Here is an 18,996-nt window from a genome sequence, read left to right on the forward strand (position 1 = left end):
TCGCCAAGGCCACCGAGGCCGCCGCGGTGCTCGTCACCTCCTCCGGCGAGGGCAAGGAGGTCGCCGCCCGCGTCGCGCTGCGCCTCGGCTCCGGCATCATCACCGACGCCGTCGACCTGGAGGCCGGCGACGGCGGCCCGGTCGCCACCCAGTCGGTGTTCGCCGCGTCCTTCCAGGTGAAGTCCAAGGTGTCGCAGGGCGCCCCGGTCATCACCGTCAAGCCGAACGCCGTCGCCCCCGAGGCCGCCCCGGCCGCGGGCACCGTCGAGGACGTCACCGTCGCGTTCACCGGCAACGCCGCCAAGGTCGTCTCGCGCACCCCGCGCGTCTCCACCGGCCGCCCCGAGCTGACCGAGGCCGCGATCGTGGTCTCCGGCGGCCGCGGCGTCGGTGCCGCCGAGGGCTTCGGCGTCGTCGAGGACCTCGCGGACGCGCTGGGCGCGGCCGTCGGCGCCTCGCGTGCCGCCGTCGACGCCGGCTGGTACCCGCACAGCAACCAGGTCGGCCAGACCGGCAAGCAGGTCTCGCCCCAGCTGTACATCGCGGCGGGCATCTCCGGCGCCATCCAGCACCGGGCCGGCATGCAGACCTCGAAGACCATCGTGGCCGTCAACAAGGACCCCGAGGCCCCGATCTTCGAGCTGGTCGACTACGGCGTGGTCGGCGACCTCTTCGAGGTGCTGCCGCAGCTCACCGCCGAGGTGAAGTCCCGCAAGGGCTGATCCACCGCCAGGGGCGCGTCCGGGAACCTCCCGGGCGCGCCCTTCGCACGTCCGCCCCTGCCCGCTCCCGGGGTCGGTCAGGGGTTGCGGAACCGGCCCCGGCCCCGGCCTCCCGGCCTGGTCACGGGCCCGGCCGGGATTCCGCGCGGCACGGCGCTCCCCGGCCCCGGGGAGCCGCGGCGGGCCCGTAGAGTCGGCGGCACGAGCGCCGGCGACCGCCGGCGGCGGGGCGGCCGATCGCGGACAGGGGCGAGGGCGGACACATGACACTCTTGACGGCACTTCAAGGCGGTTTCGGGGACTCCGGCGACGCGTTGCGGATCGACGGACGGGCACTCTCCCGGGAACAGTTGCTCGGCGCGGCCGCCGCCGTCGCCGACCGGGTGGCCGGCGCCCCCGCGCTCGCCGTGCTCGCCAGGCCCACCGCCGAGACGGTGGCCGCCGTGGTCGGCGGGCTGCTCGCCGGCGTGCCGGTCGTCCCGCTGCCGCCCGACTCCGGACCCAAGGAGCGGGCGCACATCCTGCGCGACTCCGGCGCGGTCCTGCTCGCGCACGCCGCCGGGGACACGCCGCCGGAGGACGACCCGGCCGGCGCTCCGGCGGTCACGGCGCTCCCCGTCGACCTGGCCGAGCGCTCCTCCACCGGCTACGCCGAACCCGCGCCGGGGGCGGCGGCCTTCGTGCTCTACACCTCCGGCACCACCGGCGCGCCCAAGGGCGCGGTGATCCACCGCTCCGCCGTCGCCGCCGACCTCGACGCGCTCGCCGAGGCCTGGCAGTGGACCGCCGGGGACACCCTCGTGCACGGCCTGCCGCTCTTCCACGTGCACGGCCTGGTGCTCGGCGTGCTCGGCGCGCTGCGGACCGGCAGCCGGCTGGTGCACACCGGGCGCCCCACCCCCGCCGCCTACGCCGCCGCCGGGGGCAGCCTCTACTTCGGCGTGCCGACGGTCTGGTCCCGGATCGCGGCCGACCAGGAGGCGGCCGGGCGGCTCGCCTCGGCCCGCCTGCTGGTCTCGGGCAGCGCCCCGCTGCCCGTCCCGGTCTTCGCACGGCTGGCCGCGCTGACCGGCCACGCCCCGATCGAGCGGTACGGGATGACGGAGTCGCTGATCACCGTCTCCACCCGCGCCGACGGCGAACGCCGCCCCGGCAGCGTCGGCCTGCCGCTCACCGGTGTGCGGACCCGGCTGGTCGGCGACGACGGCGAGCCCGTCCCGTCCGACGGCGAGAGCGTCGGCGAACTGCAGGTCGCCGGGCCGACCCTGTTCGGCGGGTACCTCAACCGGCCGGACGCCGACGCCGAGGCCTGGACGGCGGACGGCTGGTTCCGCACCGGGGACGTCGCGGTGATCGGCCCGGACGGCTTCCACCGGATCGTCGGCCGCGCCTCGGTGGACCTGATCAAGAGCGGCGGCTACCGGATCGGCGCCGGCGAGGTCGAGGCGGCCCTGCGCGACCACCCCGCGGTGGCCGACGCGGCCGTGGTCGGCGCGCCGGACGAGGACCTCGGCCAGGCGGTCGTCGCGTACGTCATCCCGGACGGTCCTGTGACGGGGGAACAGCTGACGGCCTTTGTGGCGGAGCGGCTCTCGGTGCACAAGCGGCCCCGACGGGTCGTGCTGGTGCCCGAACTGCCCAGGAACGCCATGGGAAAGGTGCTGAAGAAGCAGCTGCTCGCCGAGTCGGCGCACGGGTGACGGGCGGTCACCCGGCGGGCGCCGGGTGACGCCCGCTCACCTTCCGTGAGCCCTTCCTTTGGCGCACTCCACTGCGCACGGTGAGCGGACGCGTGCCTAACGTGACACGCAGGCAGAACTGAATCCCGGGCTCCACGCCTCGGCTTCCGGTCGCACGGCCGGAAGCCGAGGCGCGTCGACCGGGGACCCGTTCCCGCCTCCGTCCAGCGTTCCGCGATCCGCGTTCCGCGTTCAGTGCTCAGCAAAGGAAGACAGCAGGATGACGACCGTCAACACCGGCGCACCGGGTGCCGCCGACGAGCCGACCGGGCAGCACGCAGCCGCCACCACCCCCCAGCCGGCGCAGGCCGTCCGGACCTCCCGTCCCTCCCGGGCGGGGCGGGTCCGCCGGGGGATAGGCATGGTGGCCGTGATCGTGGCCGGCACCGGCGTGGTCGGCCTCGGCACCGGCGTGGGAAGCGCGGCCGCCGAGCCGGCGCCGGCCCACGCGGGGTGGGACGGGTCGAAGTACTGGTTCAAGAACAGCCAGGGCCAGTGGCGCTGGACGACGCACTACGACGTGTACCTGGCGCGGACCGGGGGGTCGTCCGGGACAGCCGCCTCGGCGTCCCCGTCGACGGTGACCGTCCCGTCCGGCGGGATCACCCAGGGGTGGGACGGGTCGCGGTACTGGTTCAAGAACAGCAAGGGCGAGTGGCGCTGGACGACGCACTACGACGTGTACCTGGCGCGGACCGGGGGGTCGTCCGACTCCGCGTCCTCGGGTTCCGCCTCCTCGACGCCGTCCTCCGCCGACTCGGCGGTCCCGGCGGCGGACGGTGACGTCGAGACGGCGGTCCAGTTCGCGCTCGCCCAGCTCGGCAAGCCGTTCAAGACGGCCGGGAACGGGCCGGACGGCTACGACTGCTCGGGCCTCGTCCAGCAGTCCTTCCGGCGCGGCGGCATCGAGCTGCCGCGCGTCGCGAACGACCAGTACGCGGCCACCACGCCGGTGAAGGCCAGCCAGCTGCAGCGCGGCGACCTGCTCTTCTGGTCGGACGACGGCAGCGCGCGGGGCATCCACCACGTCGCGATCTACCTGGGCGGCAACCAGTACGTGGAGGCGGCGCGGCCCGGCACGCTGATCCGGGTCTCCCGGATCAGCAGCGGCTACTACCCGACCCACATGGGCCGGCCCTGAGCCCGGTCCGCGGTCGGACGGCGCCCGGGCCGGACGGTCCGGGCGCCGTCGTACGGGGGCGCGGCGGCGGGGTGCCGGGGGCGGGGGCGGGCGGCCGCGGCGGGTCCGTGGTCAGGGGCGGCCGGGGCCGTCCGGGTCGTTCGGGTCGTTCGGGTCGTTCGGGCCGTTCGGGTCGTTCGGGCCGTTCGGACGGGGGAGGGTGCCGCGGGCGCCGGGGGCGGTGACGGCGAAGGCGCCGGCCCGGGCGGCGGCGGCCGCGGCCGAGAGGAGTGACGCTCCCTGCGCGAGCCGGGCGGCCAGGGCGCCGCAGAAGACGTCGCCGGCGCCGGTGGTGTCGACGACCGTCACCTCGGGGGCCGGGACGCGGTGGACCGTGCCGTCGGCGGCGACCAGTGCCCCGGCCGCGCCGAGGGTGACCACCGCGCCCTCGCCCAGGGCGGCCAGGGCGAGGGCGGTCGCGTCGCGGGCCCGGTCGGTCGTCCGTTCGGTGGTCGCGTCGTTGGTCCGGCCGGAGGCCGCGTCGTCGCCGCGGCTCCGGGAGCCGGTGCCGGTGCCGGTGAGCTGGGCGGCCTCGACGGCGTTGGCGACGATCAGCGGTCGCCGACGGGCCGGGCCCGTCCAGTCGGGGAGGCGGCCGGCCGGGGCGGCGTTGTGGATCCAGCGGGGGCCGGGCGGGAGGGCGGAGGCGGTCGCCAGGACGCACTCCTCGGGGACCTCGCCGCTGGTGAGCACGGTGTCGGCGGCGGTGAGGGCGAGCGCGGCGAGCGCCTCGGCCACCTCCGCTCCGGTGAGCCGGGCGTTGGCGCCGGGGACGACCAGGATGCTGTTCTCGCCGGACGGGTCGACCATCACCACGGCCTGCCCGGTGGGTGCGTGCGCGTCGGTCAGCACGGTGCCGGTTCCGACGCCCGCCCGCCGCAGGTCGGCCAGGGCGGCGCGGCCGTCGGCGTCCGCCCCGACCTTGGCCACCAGGTGGGTGGGCGCTCCCATGGCGGCGGCGGCCACGGCCTGGTTGGCGCCCTTGCCGCCGAAGCCCTGCGCCGAGTCGGTCACCAGGACGGTCTCTCCGGGTGCGGGCAGGGAAGGGCAGCGGAGGATCCGGTCGATGTTGACGGAGCCGACGGCCACGACGCGGCCGGGTGCGGTGGGTGCGGTGGGTGCGGTGGGTGCGGTGGGTGCGGTGGGTGCGGTCACCGTTCATCTCTAGGCGGTCGGGCGGCGGGAGGCAAACGACAGGTGGGGAACCGGGGAGCCGACGGAGCCGTCCTCTGATGGGGCCGGGGCCGGGGCCGGGGCCGTGGGCCGGGGCGGGTCGGCGGCGGGAGTCCGACGTGGGCGTGCGACGGCGGTCGGCAGGCGCGCGGGGCGGCGGCCGAGCCGGTCTCGCGTACGCCTTGGGCGGGGCGTGCGGGGTGTGGAGGGGGCGCGTGCGAGGATGTCGGACGCCGGTTGCCGGGGGTGTGCACTCCGGCGTGTCGGGGGTTGTACGGGCGTGGCGGCAGGGCCGCTGGCCTGGGCACATGCCTCCGTCAACCGGAGCGGCCGACGGTCGCGAGCAGGGCGGGCGGATAGGCATGGGGACCGGCGCGGCGGGGGTACCACCTCGGGTGGCGCTGGTTCGGCTGACGGGGGCGCCGCCCGGTGCGAACGGCGCCGGGGGAGGTCGAGGGGCAGGGGACGTTTGTGATCGTTTGGGTCAATGGCACGTTCGGGGCGGGCAAGACGAGTGCCTGCCGCGAGTTGGTGGAACTGCTGCCGGGCAGCACGCTGTTCGATCCCGAGCTGGTCGGGTTCGGGCTGCGCGCGATGCTGCCGGCCGACCGGATGGCGGCGGTGTCGGACTTCCAGGACCTGCCGGCCTGGCGCCGACTGGTGCCCGAGACGGCGGCCGCGCTGCTCGGCGAGGTGGCCGGGCCGCTGGTGGTCCCGATGACACTGCTGCGGGAGGACTACCGGGACGAGATCTTCGGTGCGCTGGCCTCGAACGGCATCACGGTGCACCACCTCGTTCTCGATCCTGAAGAAACGATCCTGCGCGAGCGCATAGCGCAACGCGAGGAGTGCCCGGACGATCCGGAGCGCAGCGCGCGGATCCGTCAGTGGTGCCTGGACCATCTGCCGCGCTACCGGGCCGCCCGCCGGTGGCTCGGCCGGGACGCCCGGCTCGTCGACACCGCCGGCCTCACCCCGCGCGAGACCGCCGCACGGCTCGCCCAGCTGGTCCGCGACGGGTCGGCCCGCTGCCCGATCGTGCAGACGCCCGACCCCACCGGCGACACCGTGGCCGCCGCCGTCCTGCTCTTCGACGAGCAGGACCGGGTCCTGCTCGTCGACCCGGTGTACAAGCCGGACTGGGAGTTCCCCGGCGGCGTGGTCGAGCGCGGCGAGGCACCGACCGACGCCGCCCTCCGGGAGACCGCCGAGGAACTCGGACTGCGGCTCGACCCGTCCGCGCTGCGGCTGCTGGCCGTCGACTGGGAGCCCCGGACCGGGCCGCGCCGGGGCGGGCTGCGCCTGGTCTACGACGGCGGACTGCTGGACGCCACCGCCCGGCAGGGGGTGCGGCTGCAGCAGGAGGAGCTGAGGGGCTGGCGGTTCGTCAGCCTGGAGGAGGCCGCCGGGCTGCTCCCCCCGGGCCGGTACCGGCGGCTGGCGGCGGCGCTGGACGCCAGGCGCTGCGGGGAACTGCGGTACCTGGAAGCCGGTCGCCGGGCCGGGGTGGGGCTGGCCAGGGCTGCCGACGCGGCGTGAGCGTTCCGCCGGGTGCCGGGTGCCGGGTGCACCAGGTGGGCCGGTGGCCGGTCGGTGGCTGACCCGTGGCCCGTGGCCGGTCGGCGGGCGCGGGGCGCGGGGCGCGGGGCGTGAGGTGAGGGTGCGGCCGGGGTGGCGCGAGCCGATGACGGCGCGTCGCCGACCGGGCGGCGGCAGGATGAGGGCATGCCCTTCACACTGAGTCACCCGGCCGCCGTGCTGCCCCTGCTGCGTGCGGCCGGGGAGCGCGGGCCGCTGGTCGCGTCGGCGCTGGTCGCCGGCTCGCTGGCGCCGGACGTGCCGTTCTTCGCCGAGTCGCTGCTGCCCGGCGTGTACCGGCAGGGACGGCTGACCCACCGCTGGTGGGCGGTGCCGACCGTGGACGTCGCGGTCGCGGCCGCGCTGGTGGCGGGCTGGCACGGGCTGCTGCGCGGGCCGCTGGTCGCGCTGCTCCCCGAGCGGTGGGCGGGCGCGGCCGAGGCGCTGACGGCCCGCCGGGGCCGCCGGGCGGGCGGGACGCCCCGGGGCACGGCCCGGGCCGACGCGGTCTGGTTCGCGGCCTCGGCGGCGCTCGGCGCGGCGAGCCACGTCGGCTGGGACGCCTTCACCCACGAGGGGCGGCTCGGCGCCCGGCTGCTGCCGGCCCTGGAGCGGCCCGTGGCCGGCGGACCGCCGCTGTACACGGTGCTCCAGTACGGCACCTCGGTGCCGGCACTGGCCGCGGTGGCGGGATACGCGGTGCGGGCGGCCCGGGCGGTGGAACCGCTCCGCCCGGCGGTCGTCCTGACCGACCGGGCGCGGCGCTCCGCTGCCGCGGGGCTGGGCGCGGCGACGGCGGCCGGGGTGGTGCACCGGCTCGTGCCGCTGCGCCGCCGGCTGATCCCGGAGGTGTGCTTCGGGGCGGGGGCCGGGCTGGCCGTGGGAGCGGTGGGGTACGCGCTGCTTCGGGCCGCGGCCTCGGCGGGGCCGGCGGTGCGGGCGGCGCGCGGGTAGTGCCGCACGGGTGGTGCGGGCCCGCGCGCGGGTCGGCACGGGAGCGCGCGGACGGGGCCGCACGGCGGCGCGCGAGACGTTCGGCCGGCCCGGACGGCCCGGCCGCGCCGTCCCGGGGACAGCGCGGCCGGTGGTGGTCGAGTGGCGGTGGATCGGCGCCGCCCGCCGGCGGGCGACGCCGATCCGGTGTCAGGCGGAGCGCAGCTCGGCGTAGCGGCGCAGGAAGAGGGCCTCGGTGAGAGCCATCCGCTCCAGCTCCAGCGGGTCGACGCTCTCGTTGACCGCGTGGATCTGGGTGGTCGGCTCCTCGACGCCGATCAGCACGATCTCCGCCTCCGGGTAGAGCGTGCGCAGGGTGTTGCAGAGCGGGATGGAACCGCCCTCGCCGGAGGCCACCATCGGGGTGCCGAAGGCCTCGGCCATCGCCGCGCCCATCGCCTCGTACGCCGGGCCGGAGGTGTCGGCGCTGAACGGCGCGCCGTTGCCCTGGCGCTCGACGGTGACCCGGGCACCGAACGGCACCTGGGCCTCCAGGTGGGCGACCAGCGCCTCCTGGGCGGCGGTCGTGTCGGTGCCCGGCGGGACGCGCAGGCTGACGGACGCCTTGGCGGAGGACTGGACGGAGGAGGTCGCGCCGATCACCGGCGGCGCGTCGATGCCGAGGACGGTGACCGACGGGCGGGCCCACAGCCGGTCGGCGACGGTGCCGGTCCCGGTGAGCGCGACGCCGTCCAGCACCTTGGCGTCGGCGCGGAACTGCTCCTCCGAGTACTGCACGCCGGTCCAGGTCTGGCCGCCGGCCAGGCCGGCCACCGCGACGTCGCCGTGCTCGTCGTGCAGCGAGGCGAGCACCTTGACCAGGGCCTGCAGCGCGTCCGGGGCGGCGCCGCCGAACGCGCCGGAGTGCAGGTTGCCGGCCAGGGTGCGGACCGAGACGTCGACCACGGTCATGCCGCGCAGCGAGGCGGTGACGGTGGGCAGGCCGGGGGCGAAGTTGCCGGTGTCGCCGATCACGATGGCGTCGGCGGTGAGCAGGTCGGGGTGGGCCTCGGCGTAGCGCTCCAGGCCGCCGGTGCCCTGCTCCTCCGAGCCCTCGACGATGATCTTCAGCCCGACGGGGTACCCGCCGTCCACCTGGCGCAGGGCCCGAAGGGCCGTCAGGTGCATCAGGATGTTGCCCTTGCAGTCGGCCGCGCCGCGCCCGTACCAGCGGCCGTCACGCTCGGTCAGCTCGAACGCCGGGCTGAGCCAGGCGTTCTCGTCGAGCGGCGGCTGGACGTCGTAGTGCGAGTAGAGCAGGACGGTCGGCGCGCCCTCCGGGCCGGGCAGTTCGGCGTAGACGGACTGGGTGCCGTCGGGGGTGTCCAGCAGCCGGACGCCGGTCAGGCCCTCGGCCTCGAAGGCCGCGGCGACCCAGCGGGCGGCCTTCTCGCACTCCTCGACCGGGAACTGGCGCGGGTCGGCGACGGAGGGGAAGGCGACCAGCTCGGCGAGGTCGGTGCGGGCGCGGTCCATCAGGGACCGGACGGCGTCGGCCAGGGGCTGCTGAGGCATCGGGATGCTCCGGGTGGGGCTGGTCCGTCCGAGGGGTGGTGCGGGCGAACGGCGTTGACGGGGGGTAGCGCCGATCATAGGCGGACACGAACGGTCCGGTGCGTGGGGGCGGCCCGGTACGGCACCGGGGGCCGGTGGGTACGGGGCCGCCCGGGCGCCGCCGAGCGGTGCGGGCGGGGGATTCGGCCGGGCGTTCGGTGCGGTGCGGCCGACGCCGGCGGGGTCGGCCGCATTAGGATTGCTGCCCGTGACTGACTCCGGAAGCCCTGATTCTCGTAGCCCGCACGATGCCGGTGGCCCGCAGGTCGCGCGCGGCCCGCTCGACGCCGATTCCGATGCCGGAACGGTGGCCGATGGCGTGGCCGATGCCGCGGCTGACGCCGTGACCGACGAGGTGACCCGCGAGGTGACCGACGAGGTGACCGACGTGGCGGCCGACGCCGTGGCCGACGGGCCCGGGCGGCTGGACGGCGTCTGGGACGTCGTCGTGGTCGGTGCCGGTCCGGCCGGCGCCTCGGCCGCGTACGCCGCCGCCGCGCAGGGCCGGCGGGTGCTGCTGCTCGACAAGGCCGAGCACCCCCGGTACAAGACCTGCGGCGGCGGCATCATCGGCCCCTCCCGGGACAGCCTCCCGCCGGACTTCAAGCTCCCGCTCCAGGACCGGGTGCACGCCGTCACCTTCGCGTACCGCGGCCGGTTCACCCGCACCCGGCGCTCGAAGCGGATGCTGTTCGGGCTGGTCAACCGGGACGAGTTCGACCTGCGCCTGGTGCAGGCGGCCAAGCAGGCCGGGGCGGTGCTGGTCACCGGAGTGACCGTCACCGGGGTGGAGCAGCGTGGCGGCGAGCACCGGACGGCGCTGGTCACCGCGGCCGACGGGCGGAGCTTCGAGGCGCGCGCGGTGGTCGGCGCGGACGGCAGCGCCAGCCGGATCGGCCGGCACGTCGGCGTCTCCTTCGACCAGATCGACCTGGGCCTGGAGGCGGAGATCCCCGTCCCGGCGTCGGTCGCGGCCGACTGGGCGGGCCGGATCCACCTCGACTGGGGCCCGCTGCCGGGCAGTTACGGCTGGGTGTTCCCGAAGACCGAGTCCAGCAGCCTGACCGTCGGGGTGATCTCGGCGCGCGGCGACGGCGAGCGGACCAAGCAGTACCTGGCCGACTACATCCGCCGGCTGGGGCTGGCCGGCTTCCCGCCGAGCGTGGAGTCCGGGCACCTGACCCGCTGCCGGGCCGAGGACTCGCCGCTCTCGCGCGGCCGGGTCCTGGTGGCCGGCGACGCGGCCGGACTGCTGGAGCCGTGGACCCGCGAGGGCATCTCGTACGCCCTGCGCTCGGGTCGGCTGGCCGGCGAGTGGGCGGTGAAGGTGGCCGAGGCGGGCACCGCGGGCGAGGTGCGGCGCGAGGCGCTGAACTACGCCTTCGCGATCAAGGCGGGGCTGGGGGTGGAGATGCGGGCCGGAAAGCAGATGCTGACCGCGTTCGAGCGCAGGCCGTACCTGTTCCACGCGGCGGTCTGCCTGGTCGACCCCGCGTGGCGGGCGTTCGCCCGGACCACGCAGGGGCACACCACCTTCGCCCAGGTGCTGCGGCAGTACCGGGCGGCGCGACGGCTGGCGGCGCTGGCCTCGCGCTGAGGACGGGTGCGGTGCGGCGGGCCTCGGCACGGGCCTCGGCACGGCCCTCGTGCCGGGGGTCGGGGGCCGGCGGGCCGGGGCGCCGTCGGGGAGTGCCCCGTCGAGGAGTGCCGCGTCGGGGACGCTCCGTCAGGGACGCTCCGTCAGGAACCGGACCGTCCCTGACGGAGCGTCGGTCATGCGGTGGTGACCGGCGGTGCTACTTGAGCCCGTTGTCGATCGCCGTGATGAGCGTTCCACCCGGGGTGTCGCCGGTCATCTCCCAGATCATCGCGCCGAGCAGGCCCTTCGACTTCAGGTAGGCCGTCTTCTTGCCGATGGACCAGGCGTCGTCGAAGGTCCACCACTGCCCGCCCGCGCCGGTGTACCCGTAGGTCGCGACGGACTGTTCGTCGTGGTGGACGGAGAGGTTGGGGAAGGTGGTGATGAGGTTGTTGTACCCGCGGGTGCCGGCCTCCTCCGCGAACTGGCCCGGGGCGGCGCCGGTCGCGCTCTGCCACTCGCCCTTCACGCCGCCGTCGGCCACGCCCTGCCAGCCGCGTCCGTAGAAGGCGAGGCCGATGGTGAGCTTGCGCGGGTTGACCCCGGCGTCGAGGTAGGGCTTCAGCGCCGCGTCCACGCTGAAGTGGTTCGGGTACGGGTCCTGGGCGTCCTGGTAGAGGTTGCCCTGGTGGCCGGTGCGGTTGGGCTCCCACGAGTTGTCGCTGCCGGCGCCGTGGAAGTCGTAGCCCTGGACGTTGGCGATGTCCAGGTAGTTGAAGATCTTCGAGAGGTCCCAGCCCTGGTCGATCTTGACCGGGTCGGCCGGTGTGAAGGCGGTCAGCAGCTTGTGCGAGCCGCCGAGGGCGTCGAGCTGCTTGCGGAACTCGGCGAGCAGCTGCGTCAGGTTGTTCTTGTCGTTGGCGTTGTAGTGGTTGCCCGCGTGGCCGTCGGGGGACCCGGGCCACTCCCAGTCGAGGTCGATGCCGTCGAAGATCCCGGCCGCCACGCCGTCGCCGCCGGCGCCGTTGTAGAGCGGCAGGTTGCCCTTGATCCACACGTCGACGCAGGACTTGACGAACTTCTGCCGGGAGGCCTCGGTGGCGGCCGCGTCGGAGAAGTACTTGGAGTACGTCCAGCCGCCGAGCGAGACGACGATCTTCAGGTGCGGGTACTTGGCCTTGAGCTTCTTCAACTGGTTGAAGTTGCCGCGCAGTTTGCCCCAGCCGTCGTCGGCCACCCCGTCCACCGACTGGGCGGCGCTCATCGGGCGGGCGTAGTCGGCGTCCGCGTCGCCCGCGCCGGTGCCCTGGTCCGGGTCCTGCGGGTTGGCGGTGGTGCCCCTGGTGACCCCGGCCATGCAGGTCAGGTTGACCGGATCGATGTTCTCGAAGGCGTAGTTGATGACGTCGAGCTTGGCCGCGCTGCCCGAGGTGTCGAGGTTCTTGACGAAGTACTGGCGGCCGTAGATGCCCCACTGGGTGAAGTAGCCGACCCGGGCGTACTTCCCGGCGCCCACCAGGTCGGAGGTGGTGACGGAGAGCGGCGCCGAGGCGGGCGAGGCGTTGTCCGCGCCGTCGCGGGCCTTCACCGTGAACGTGTAGGCCGTGGACGGGGAGAGGCCGGTGACGGTGGCGCTCAGCGTGGAACCGGTCACCGTGCGGACCAGGGCGGCGCCCTGGTAGACGTCGTAAGCGGCGACCCGGAGGTTGTCGGTGGCGGCGTTCCAGGCGAGCGTCACCTCGCTCGAACCCACCGCGGTGGTACGGAGGTTGGTCGGTGCGGTGGGCGGCGTCGGGTCGGTGGCCGGGTCGAAGGTGGAGGCGGTGACCGGGGCGCTGAGCGGGCCGGTGTTGCCGCGGGTGTCCTTGGCCCGGACGGTCAGGGTGTAGCTGGTGGCCGGGGTCAGCCCGGTGACCAGCGCGTCGGCGGTGGCGCTGGTGGCGAGCACGGTGGTGCCGCTCAGCACCTCGTAGGACGCGACCGCGAAGTCCCCGCCGGTGGCGGCGGGCCACTTCAGTGCGAGGCTGTGCGCGGTCGAGTCGGTCACCACCGGCGTGCCGGGCGCGGACGGCAGGACGTCCGAACTCCCGTCGCACTTGTCGCCGTTGATCCGGCAGCCGGTCGGGGTGCCGACCGGCCCGTTGGCGACGAACCAGAAGCTGTACGGCTCGGTGGTGCCGTGCGCGGGCACGTTGGCGTTGTAGAACGCGTTGGTGGCGGTGACGTGGCGGCCGTTGGCCGTCGCGGTGCCGTTGTAGCTGTTCTGGATGGTCACGCCGGCCGGGAGGTCGAACTCCAGGGTCCAGCCGGAGACGGCGGCGGCGTTGTCGTTGCGGACGATGTAAGTGCCCTTCCACCACGAGCCGTTGTTCTCGGTGGTGAAGGTGGCGGTGAGCTTCCCGGCGGCGTTGGCCGGCGTGGCCAGCGCGGTGATCGCGGCCAGCGGGAGGAGCAGGACGGACAGCAGCGCCAGCAGTCTGTGGCGCGCTCGCGGGCGGTGCGCCCGGGGTCGAGCGGACATGGTTCTCCCTGTGACGTGGGGGTTGGACAGGGTGACGTAGAACCGTACGGGTGGTGCGGGGCGGTGCTGGGTGGTGCTGGGTGGTGCGGTGATGCCGGACGGTGGTGCGGTGTGGTGCCGGATCGGCGCGTGTCGGCGCGCGTCGGCGCCTGTCGGTGCGGGTGGTGCGTGGCCGATCGGTGCCCGCGCTTGTGGGGAGACGGGGCATGGGAACTGTAGGAGGACTGGACCAATGCGTCAACAGGTCTGTACCAGTGGGGAGTTGGAGTAGTGGTTACCGGGCCGGCTCCCGGGCGCGCCTCAGGCGCGGCGCGGGCCGCCGACCAGCTCGTCGCCGAGCGGACTGCGGGCGTACAGCACCGAGCGGCCGTGCCGGGCCCGGCTCACCAGGCCGGTCGCGTGCAGGACGGCCAGGTGCTGGCTCACCGCGCCCGCGGTCACGCCCAGCCGGTAGGCGAGGTCGGTGGTGGTGGCCGGCTCGGCGAGCAGCGCCAGCAGCCGCGACTTCGGCGCGCCGAGCAGTTGCTCCAGCGCGCGCGGGGTGGCCGGCGGCCGGGGACCGGCCATGCCGGCCTGGCCGCGGGCCGGGTAACTGATGTGCGGTGCGCGGGTGTTGCTGATCATCGTGATCGCGCCCCGGGCGAAGAACGTCGGCACCAGGACCAGCCCGCGGCCGTCCACCGTGATCTCGTCGTCGCAGTCCGACCAGTTCCGGTTGATCGAGAGCACGCCGTCCGCCCAGTGCAGGCGCCGGTCGAGGTCGACGAAGAGCGCCGCCGCCCCCTGCTGGGCCAGCACCCTGGCCCGGTAGACCAGGTCCGCCTCCAGCACCGCACGGGCCTGCGGCCACCAGGCCGGTGCCAGGCAGCGCTCCCAGTACTCCTCCAGCGCGTCGGCGATCCTGGCCAGCAGTCGGGCCGGATCGGCCAGCCCGGCCGCCAGGACGGCGGGCAACGGGCGGTGGTCCAGCAGGAAGGTCTGCTCCAGCTCCGGACGCAACTGCTCGGGCGGCAGCGCCCGGACGGTGGCCAGCTCGGTGCGGAAGTCGGGGGAGGGGGTGGCCGGGCGCGGTGTCAGGAAGTCCGGGACCCAGCGGTTGGAGGAGACCAGGGAGCGGAGCAGCGAGGAGTCCAGCCGCTCGAACGAGGGCCGGACCCGCTCGAAGGAGGGGGACTGGAGCGCGTAGACGCCGGGGTGGGTCCACATCCGCAGGCTGAGCGCCGCCTCCTGGATCGGCGAGCAGGCGAACGAGGTGGTCGCCAGGTCGGCCAGGCCGAGTCTGAACCGGTGCACGCCGCCCCCCGTCGCCAGCTGCTTTTAGGCCCAGCCTAAATCAGTACTGCTGAGGGGAGGTCCCGGGGTGGGATCGTGTGCATGACCACCTCACCGGCGGCGACCGCCGCACCCACCTCCGGCCTGCCCGAAAGCGGCGGGCCTCCCGGCGGGCGACCGGGGAGCCCCGAGCTGCCCGAGCTGTCCGGGGCCTCCGAGGCCTCCGGGAGCGCGGGGGCGTCCGTGCGCTCCGCGGGCACGTCCGGGGGCACCTCAGGGGACGCCGGAGCGGCCGGGCCTGACGAGCCGTCGGAGCGGCGGGCGTCCCGGCTGCTGCACCCCGACCCGATGGTCCGGCGGCTCGCCGGGATCACGCTGCTCAACACCGTCGGCAGCGGGCTCTCGCTCTCCGTCGGCGTGCTCTTCTTCACCGGAGTCCTCGGACTGAGCGCCGCTCAGCTCGGCCTGGCGCTCACCGCCGCCGGGCTCTGCGGGGTCGTCGCGAGCGTCCCCGCGGGACGGGCCGCCGACCGGTGGGGAACGCGGCGGCTCCTGGTCGCCCTGGTGGCCCTCACCGGTCTGGGCACCGTCGGGTACACCCTGGTGGACGGTTTCCCGGCGTTCGTGGCGCTGGCCTGTCTGGTCGCCGCCGCCGACCGCGGCGCGTCCGCCGTGCGCGGCGCGCTCTACGCCGAGGTGCTGCCCGCCGACAAGCGGGTCGCCGGCCGGGCCTACCTGCGGGTGGTGACCAACGTCGGCATCTGCCTCGGTACGGGCGTGGGCGCCGTCGCGCTCCACCTGGACTCGCGGCCCGCGTACCTGACGGCGATCCTCGCGGACGCCGCCTCGTACCTGGTGGTGGCACTGCTGTTCCAGCGGCTGTCCGTGCCGGGCCCGGGCGGTGCGGCGCGGAGGCGGCCGGCGGAGGAGAAGCCGTCGCGGCCGGACGGGGAGCGGACGAAGGGCGGCCGCAACCCCGCGCTGCGCGACGGACCGTTCCTGGTGGTCACCGCGCTCAGCTCGGTGCTCGGCCTGCAGTTCGCGATGGTGGAGGTCGGTGTGCCGCTCTGGATCGTCCAGCAGACCGCCGCGCCCCGGATCACCGTGGCCGGCACCCTGATCGTCAACACCGTACTGGTGATCGCCTTCCAGGTGCGGGCCACCAGGGGGACCGAGGATCCGGCCGCCGCCGCCCGGGTCTGCGGCCGGGCCGGGCTGATCCTGGCCGCCTCCTGCATGGTGCTCGCGCTCGCCCACGGCGTGTCCGCCCCGATCGCCGCCGTGGTGCTGCTGGTCGGCGTGGCGCTCCAGGCGATCGGCGAGGTGCTGAGCCAGGCCGGCAGTTGGGCGCTCAGCTACGACCTGGCCGGTGAGCGCGCGCACGGCGCCTACCAGGGCGTCTTCAACGCCGGGAACTCCGCCGCGATGATGATCGGGCCGGCCGTGGTCTCGACCGCCGTGATCGGGTACGGCCTGGCCGGCTGGGCCCTGCTCGGTGCGCTGCTCGCCGCCGCCGGCCTGGCCATGGGCCCCGCCGTCCGGTGGGCCGCACGCGGCGGCGGCGAGCGGGGGGCTGCCGGGGCGACGCCGCGGGCCCGGCTGCGCCGGTACCTCGCGCGCCGAAACCTCGTACGCCGGTACCTCGCGCGCCGGAACCTTCCGCGGCGTCACCGGCCGCGCTCGTGCCGGAGCCTCCGGTACCGGACGCTCCGGCACCGGCTGCTGCGGCACCGCTGAGGGTGGTCGAGGTACCGCCGAGGACTGCTGCGGCACCGCTCAGGGCTACTCCGGCACCACCGCGAGTGCCTCGATCTCCATCAGCACCTCGGGCAGGAAGAGCGCCGACACCTGCATCGCCGAGCTGGCCGGGGGCGGGGTGTCGCCGAGGAACTCGTTCCGGACATCGCGGATGGCGCCCAGGTGCCCGATGTCGGTGAGGAAGTAGGTGAGTTTGACGAGGTCGGAGAAGTCCGCCCCCGCGGCCGACAGGCAGCGGCGGAGGTTCTCGAAGATCTGTCGGGCCTGCGCCTTCGGGTCGCCCGGCCCGACCAGCCGCCGCTCCTCGTCGAAGGCGACCTGGCCGGAGATGACCACCAGCCGGCCGGTGCCGGTGACGACCTGGGTGTAGCCGGTGCCGGCGGCCACACCGGGAGGCTCGGTGATGTGGGTGATGTGGGTGGGGTGCGCGGGCTTCCGCCCGGGTTCGGTGCTCATGAGGTCATCGTGGCTGACGGGTGATCACCGCACCAGTGTGTTTCCGGGGAGGGGCGGGGACGGGTGGGGAGGGGCGGGAGGGAGCCCGGAGCCCGGAGCCCGGAGCCCCGAGCCCGGAGGCCGGAGGCCGGAGCCCGGACCGCGAGGGCCCGGCCGGACCGGCCGGTCGGCGGCTCCAGCAGCGCCAGGTCCAGCACACGGCCCACCGCGTCGCCGAACAGCGGCCCGCCGTAGACGTGCACCGGCCGGCCGAGCAGCTCCGCGGGGGCGCGCCAGGCCGTCGCGGTGGAGGCCCGCAGGCCGCGTCGGCCGGCGGCGGTGCGCAGCTGCAGCCCGGTCTCGTTGATCCGGGGCGCGAGCAGGAGGACCGGAGCGGCCGTGTCGGTGGTCATGGGCACCGATGGTGCCGGGCGCGGTCGGCGTGCTGCCACCGGATTTCGCCGGCGGATCCGGTACCCGAGCCGGCGCCCGAGCCGGCGCCCGATTCGGCGCCGGGCGTGGCGCGGGGTGTGGCGCCGGATCCGCCACCGGATCCGCCACCGAATTGCCGGGCCGGTCGCCGATGGCTCTGGTCGAGCGGAGGGTGGGCATGTCAGAGTCGTCCGGGCGGCGCCCCACCGGACGGCGACCGCCCCTCCGACCCACCCTCAGCCGGAAAGCAGGACCGCACCGATGACCCGCGAAGCGCCCCTCGTCCACGTCACCACCGAGGACGCCGTCACCACCCTCACCCTCGACTCGCCGCACAACCGGAACGCGCTCTCCACCCGGCTGATGGCCGAGCTCACCGCCGGCCTCGCCGCCGCAGCAGCCGACCCGGAGGTGCGCGCGGTCGTGCTCACCCACGCCGGCAAGGTCTTCTGCGCCGGCGCCGACCTCTCCGAGGCGACCGGCGCGGACCCGACCGTCGGCCCGCGCGGCCTCGTCGACCTCCAGCGGGCGATCGTGGACTGTGCCAAGCCCGTCATCGCCGTCATCGACGGACACGTCCGCGCCGGCGGCCTCGGACTGGTCGGCTCGGCCGACCTGGCGGTGGCCGGACCGGCCGCCACCTTCGCGTTCACCGAGGTCCGGCTCGGCCTGGCGCCCGCCGTCATCTCGCTGCCGCTGCGCCCCAAGCTGGACCCGCGCGCGGCCTCCCGCTACTACCTGACCGGCGAGGTCTTCGACGCCGCCGAGGCGGCCCGGATCGGGCTGATCACGCAGGCGGCCGACTCCGCCGAGGCCGCCGCCGTCGCGCTGAAGGGCCTGCTGGACGCCCTCCGGCTCGGCTCGCCGCAGGGGCTCGCCCAGTCGAAGCGGCTGGCCAACGCCGAGGTGGTGCGGTCCTTCGAGCGGGACGCCGACGAGCTGGTCGAGCTGTCGGCGCGGCTGTTCGGCTCGGAGGAGGCGCAGGAGGGGATGCGGGCGTTCCTGGAGAAGCGCCCGGCGCGCTGGGCCCGCTGACGGGCGGCGGCTCCGGCCCGTCGGTCACCCGGCCGTCGCGAGCGTTGCGGGCGTCGGCCGGGTGGGGCGTACGGTCCGGAGCCGCGTACGCCCGGGGCGTCGGCTTCAGCGGACGGCGGCGGTCTCGCGCCAGAGGTCGAGCAGCGAACGGTCGCCGGAGAGGGCCACCCGGTCCGTGTCGACGGGAAGCCGGTTCCACAGCAAGAGGTAGAGGTCGTGGGCCGGGCCGGAGAGCGTCAGGTCGGCGGCCGGGGCGTCGGCGGGTCCGCCCGGCGGGAGTTCCACGGACAGCGGCTCCCGGCTGACGGTCAGCAGCCAGGACCCCGGCCGATCGCCGTCGGTCGGGCGGATGCCGTCGGGAGGCCGGACGCCGTCGGTCGGGCGGATGAGCACCGTCCGGGGCCGCTCGCTGCGCACCCGGGTCCGGCCGAGCGACATGAACCCGCGCAGCAGCTCGTCGATCCCGTCCAGTGCGAGCTCCGCGTCGACCCGGGGGCCCTCGACGCCCGCCGCCGCGTCGGCGTCGGCGCGGTGGACCGCCGTCTCGTGCGCCTGGCGGCGGGCCCAGAACGCGAGCGGGCTGGGCGCGGGCAGGAAGCTCCAGCAGTCCAGGTCGGCCGGGGCCGCGGTGAGCGTCGCCACCAGGGCGGCGTGGCCGGTCCGGAACCAGTCGACCAGGTCCGCGTCGTCCGGCTCCGGACCCCAGGCGGCGCGTTCGCCGTCGGCGTCCATCCGAGTGCGGTGCGCGTCGCGGACGTTGGCCGTCACCCAGCGGTGCACCTGGCCGGTGTGCAGCACCAGATCGCGCAGCCGCCAGTCCGGACAGGTGGGGACGGGGGCGGCGAGGTCGGTGCCGGCGGCGGCGTCCGCCAGCAGGGTGCCCTCACGGCGCAGCGCGTCGATGTGGTCGGTGATCTCCATGGGTGAAGAGTCTTGCAGCACCTGCGGTTTTCGGACCCGGGAACCGGGGCGGGCGGCCGGATTCGGTGGCAGGTCGGCAGTTTCCCGACGGCGTCGCGCGGTCA

At 75.6% G+C, this 18,996-nt stretch carries 15 protein-coding genes; 8 read left to right on the forward strand and 7 right to left on the reverse strand.

Annotated elements, in window-relative coordinates; all coding sequences use genetic code 11:
- The 3 genes from AC067J_RS36760 to AC067J_RS36770 form a co-directional block, all read left to right on the forward strand.
- Nucleotides 1-722: electron transfer flavoprotein subunit alpha/FixB family protein (locus tag AC067J_RS36760; protein WP_478306810.1), on the forward strand; the 722-nt coding region annotated here is incomplete at its 5' end.
- Between the two features lie 263 nt (nt 723-985).
- Nucleotides 986-2,422 carry an acyl-CoA synthetase gene (locus AC067J_RS36765; protein WP_478306812.1) on the forward strand — a complete coding sequence of 479 codons (1,437 nt, stop codon included), beginning with the start codon at nt 986-988 and terminating at the stop codon, nt 2,420-2,422.
- 259 nt (nt 2,423-2,681) lie between these two features.
- Nucleotides 2,682-3,602 carry a C40 family peptidase gene (locus tag AC067J_RS36770; protein ID WP_478306814.1) on the forward strand — a complete coding sequence of 307 codons (921 nt, stop codon included), beginning with the start codon at nt 2,682-2,684 and terminating at the stop codon, nt 3,600-3,602.
- A 111-nt stretch (nt 3,603-3,713) separates the two neighbouring features.
- Here AC067J_RS36770 and AC067J_RS36775 read toward each other — a convergent pair whose 3' ends face one another.
- The gene (locus AC067J_RS36775) at nt 3,714-4,796 is read right to left on the reverse strand and encodes a PfkB family carbohydrate kinase (RefSeq protein WP_478306816.1); all 1,083 of its coding nucleotides are present in this window, start codon (nt 4,794-4,796) and stop codon (nt 3,714-3,716) included.
- 489 nt (nt 4,797-5,285) lie between these two features.
- On the opposite strand from AC067J_RS36775, the gene AC067J_RS36780 reads away from it, so the two are divergent.
- Both AC067J_RS36780 and AC067J_RS36785 read left to right on the forward strand, forming a co-directional pair.
- A complete protein-coding gene (locus AC067J_RS36780) occupies nt 5,286-6,353 on the forward strand; it encodes an NUDIX hydrolase (protein ID WP_478306818.1) in 1,068 nt (355 codons plus the stop codon).
- Between the two features lie 186 nt (nt 6,354-6,539).
- Nucleotides 6,540-7,346 (forward strand): DUF4184 family protein, encoded by an 807-nt coding sequence (locus AC067J_RS36785; protein WP_478306820.1) that lies wholly within the window; start codon nt 6,540-6,542, stop codon nt 7,344-7,346.
- A gap of 189 nt (nt 7,347-7,535) precedes the next feature.
- On the opposite strand, the gene AC067J_RS36790 is transcribed toward AC067J_RS36785, so the two are convergent.
- The gene (locus AC067J_RS36790; RefSeq protein ID WP_478306822.1) at nt 7,536-8,900 is read right to left on the reverse strand and encodes a M20/M25/M40 family metallo-hydrolase; all 1,365 of its coding nucleotides are present in this window, start codon (nt 8,898-8,900) and stop codon (nt 7,536-7,538) included.
- 418 nt (nt 8,901-9,318) lie between these two features.
- Here AC067J_RS36790 and AC067J_RS36795 point away from each other — a divergent pair, with 418 nt between their 5' ends.
- Nucleotides 9,319-10,536 (forward strand): geranylgeranyl reductase family protein, encoded by a 1,218-nt coding sequence (locus AC067J_RS36795; protein WP_478306965.1) that lies wholly within the window; start codon nt 9,319-9,321, stop codon nt 10,534-10,536.
- Nucleotides 10,537-10,735: 199 nt separating this feature from the next.
- Here AC067J_RS36795 and AC067J_RS36800 read toward each other — a convergent pair whose 3' ends face one another.
- On the reverse strand, nt 10,736-13,039 hold the full coding sequence (locus AC067J_RS36800; RefSeq protein WP_478306824.1) for a glycosyl hydrolase family 18 protein: 2,304 nt from the start codon (nt 13,037-13,039) through the stop codon (nt 10,736-10,738).
- A 300-nt stretch (nt 13,040-13,339) separates the two neighbouring features.
- A complete protein-coding gene (locus AC067J_RS36805) occupies nt 13,340-14,332 on the reverse strand; it encodes an ArsR/SmtB family transcription factor (RefSeq protein ID WP_478306826.1) in 993 nt (330 codons plus the stop codon).
- An 81-nt stretch (nt 14,333-14,413) separates the two neighbouring features.
- Between AC067J_RS36805 and AC067J_RS36810 the strand changes: the two genes are divergently transcribed.
- Nucleotides 14,414-16,048, forward strand: a complete 1,635-nt coding sequence (locus AC067J_RS36810; protein WP_478306828.1) for an MFS transporter — start codon at nt 14,414-14,416, stop codon at nt 16,046-16,048.
- Nucleotides 16,049-16,093: 45 nt separating this feature from the next.
- Here the strand turns inward: AC067J_RS36810 and AC067J_RS36815 are convergent, their stop codons facing one another.
- Both AC067J_RS36815 and AC067J_RS36820 read right to left on the reverse strand, forming a co-directional pair.
- Nucleotides 16,094-16,525, reverse strand: a complete 432-nt coding sequence (locus AC067J_RS36815; protein WP_478306830.1) for a RidA family protein — start codon at nt 16,523-16,525, stop codon at nt 16,094-16,096.
- The gene (locus AC067J_RS36820) at nt 16,522-16,917 is read right to left on the reverse strand and encodes a hypothetical protein (protein WP_478306832.1); all 396 of its coding nucleotides are present in this window, start codon (nt 16,915-16,917) and stop codon (nt 16,522-16,524) included. Before AC067J_RS36820 ends, AC067J_RS36815 begins: the two co-directional genes overlap by 4 nt.
- A 280-nt stretch (nt 16,918-17,197) precedes the next feature.
- Here AC067J_RS36820 and AC067J_RS36825 point away from each other — a divergent pair, with 280 nt between their 5' ends.
- Nucleotides 17,198-17,971, forward strand: coding sequence for an enoyl-CoA hydratase family protein (locus AC067J_RS36825; RefSeq protein ID WP_478306834.1), 774 nt, complete (start codon nt 17,198-17,200; stop codon nt 17,969-17,971).
- Nucleotides 17,972-18,076: 105 nt separating this feature from the next.
- On the opposite strand, the gene AC067J_RS36830 is transcribed toward AC067J_RS36825, so the two are convergent.
- Nucleotides 18,077-18,892, reverse strand: a complete 816-nt coding sequence (locus tag AC067J_RS36830) for a maleylpyruvate isomerase family mycothiol-dependent enzyme (RefSeq protein WP_478306836.1) — start codon at nt 18,890-18,892, stop codon at nt 18,077-18,079.
- Between the last annotated feature and the right edge of the window lie 104 nt (nt 18,893-18,996).

The sequence above is a fragment of the Kitasatospora sp. NPDC042419 genome (assembly GCF_056437345.1).

What these genes read in the sequence shown, in the direction of transcription:
- AC067J_RS36790 (WP_478306822.1), bottom strand. Translation starts at nt 8,900, where the DNA reads ATGCCTCAGCAGCCCCTGGCCGACGCCGTCCGGTCCCTGATGGACCGC.
- AC067J_RS36785 (WP_478306820.1), top strand. Translation starts at nt 6,540, where the DNA reads ATGCCCTTCACACTGAGTCACCCGGCCGCCGTGCTGCCCCTGCTGCGT.
- AC067J_RS36825 (WP_478306834.1), top strand. Translation starts at nt 17,198, where the DNA reads ATGACCCGCGAAGCGCCCCTCGTCCACGTCACCACCGAGGACGCCGTC.
- AC067J_RS36820 (WP_478306832.1), bottom strand. Translation starts at nt 16,917, where the DNA reads ATGACCACCGACACGGCCGCTCCGGTCCTCCTGCTCGCGCCCCGGATC.
- AC067J_RS36830 (WP_478306836.1), bottom strand. Translation starts at nt 18,892, where the DNA reads ATGGAGATCACCGACCACATCGACGCGCTGCGCCGTGAGGGCACCCTG.
- AC067J_RS36770 (WP_478306814.1), top strand. Translation starts at nt 2,682, where the DNA reads ATGACGACCGTCAACACCGGCGCACCGGGTGCCGCCGACGAGCCGACC.
- AC067J_RS36810 (WP_478306828.1), top strand. Translation starts at nt 14,414, where the DNA reads ATGACCACCTCACCGGCGGCGACCGCCGCACCCACCTCCGGCCTGCCC.
- AC067J_RS36800 (WP_478306824.1), bottom strand. Translation starts at nt 13,039, where the DNA reads ATGTCCGCTCGACCCCGGGCGCACCGCCCGCGAGCGCGCCACAGACTG.
- AC067J_RS36765 (WP_478306812.1), top strand. Translation starts at nt 986, where the DNA reads ATGACACTCTTGACGGCACTTCAAGGCGGTTTCGGGGACTCCGGCGAC.
- AC067J_RS36815 (WP_478306830.1), bottom strand. Translation starts at nt 16,525, where the DNA reads ATGAGCACCGAACCCGGGCGGAAGCCCGCGCACCCCACCCACATCACC.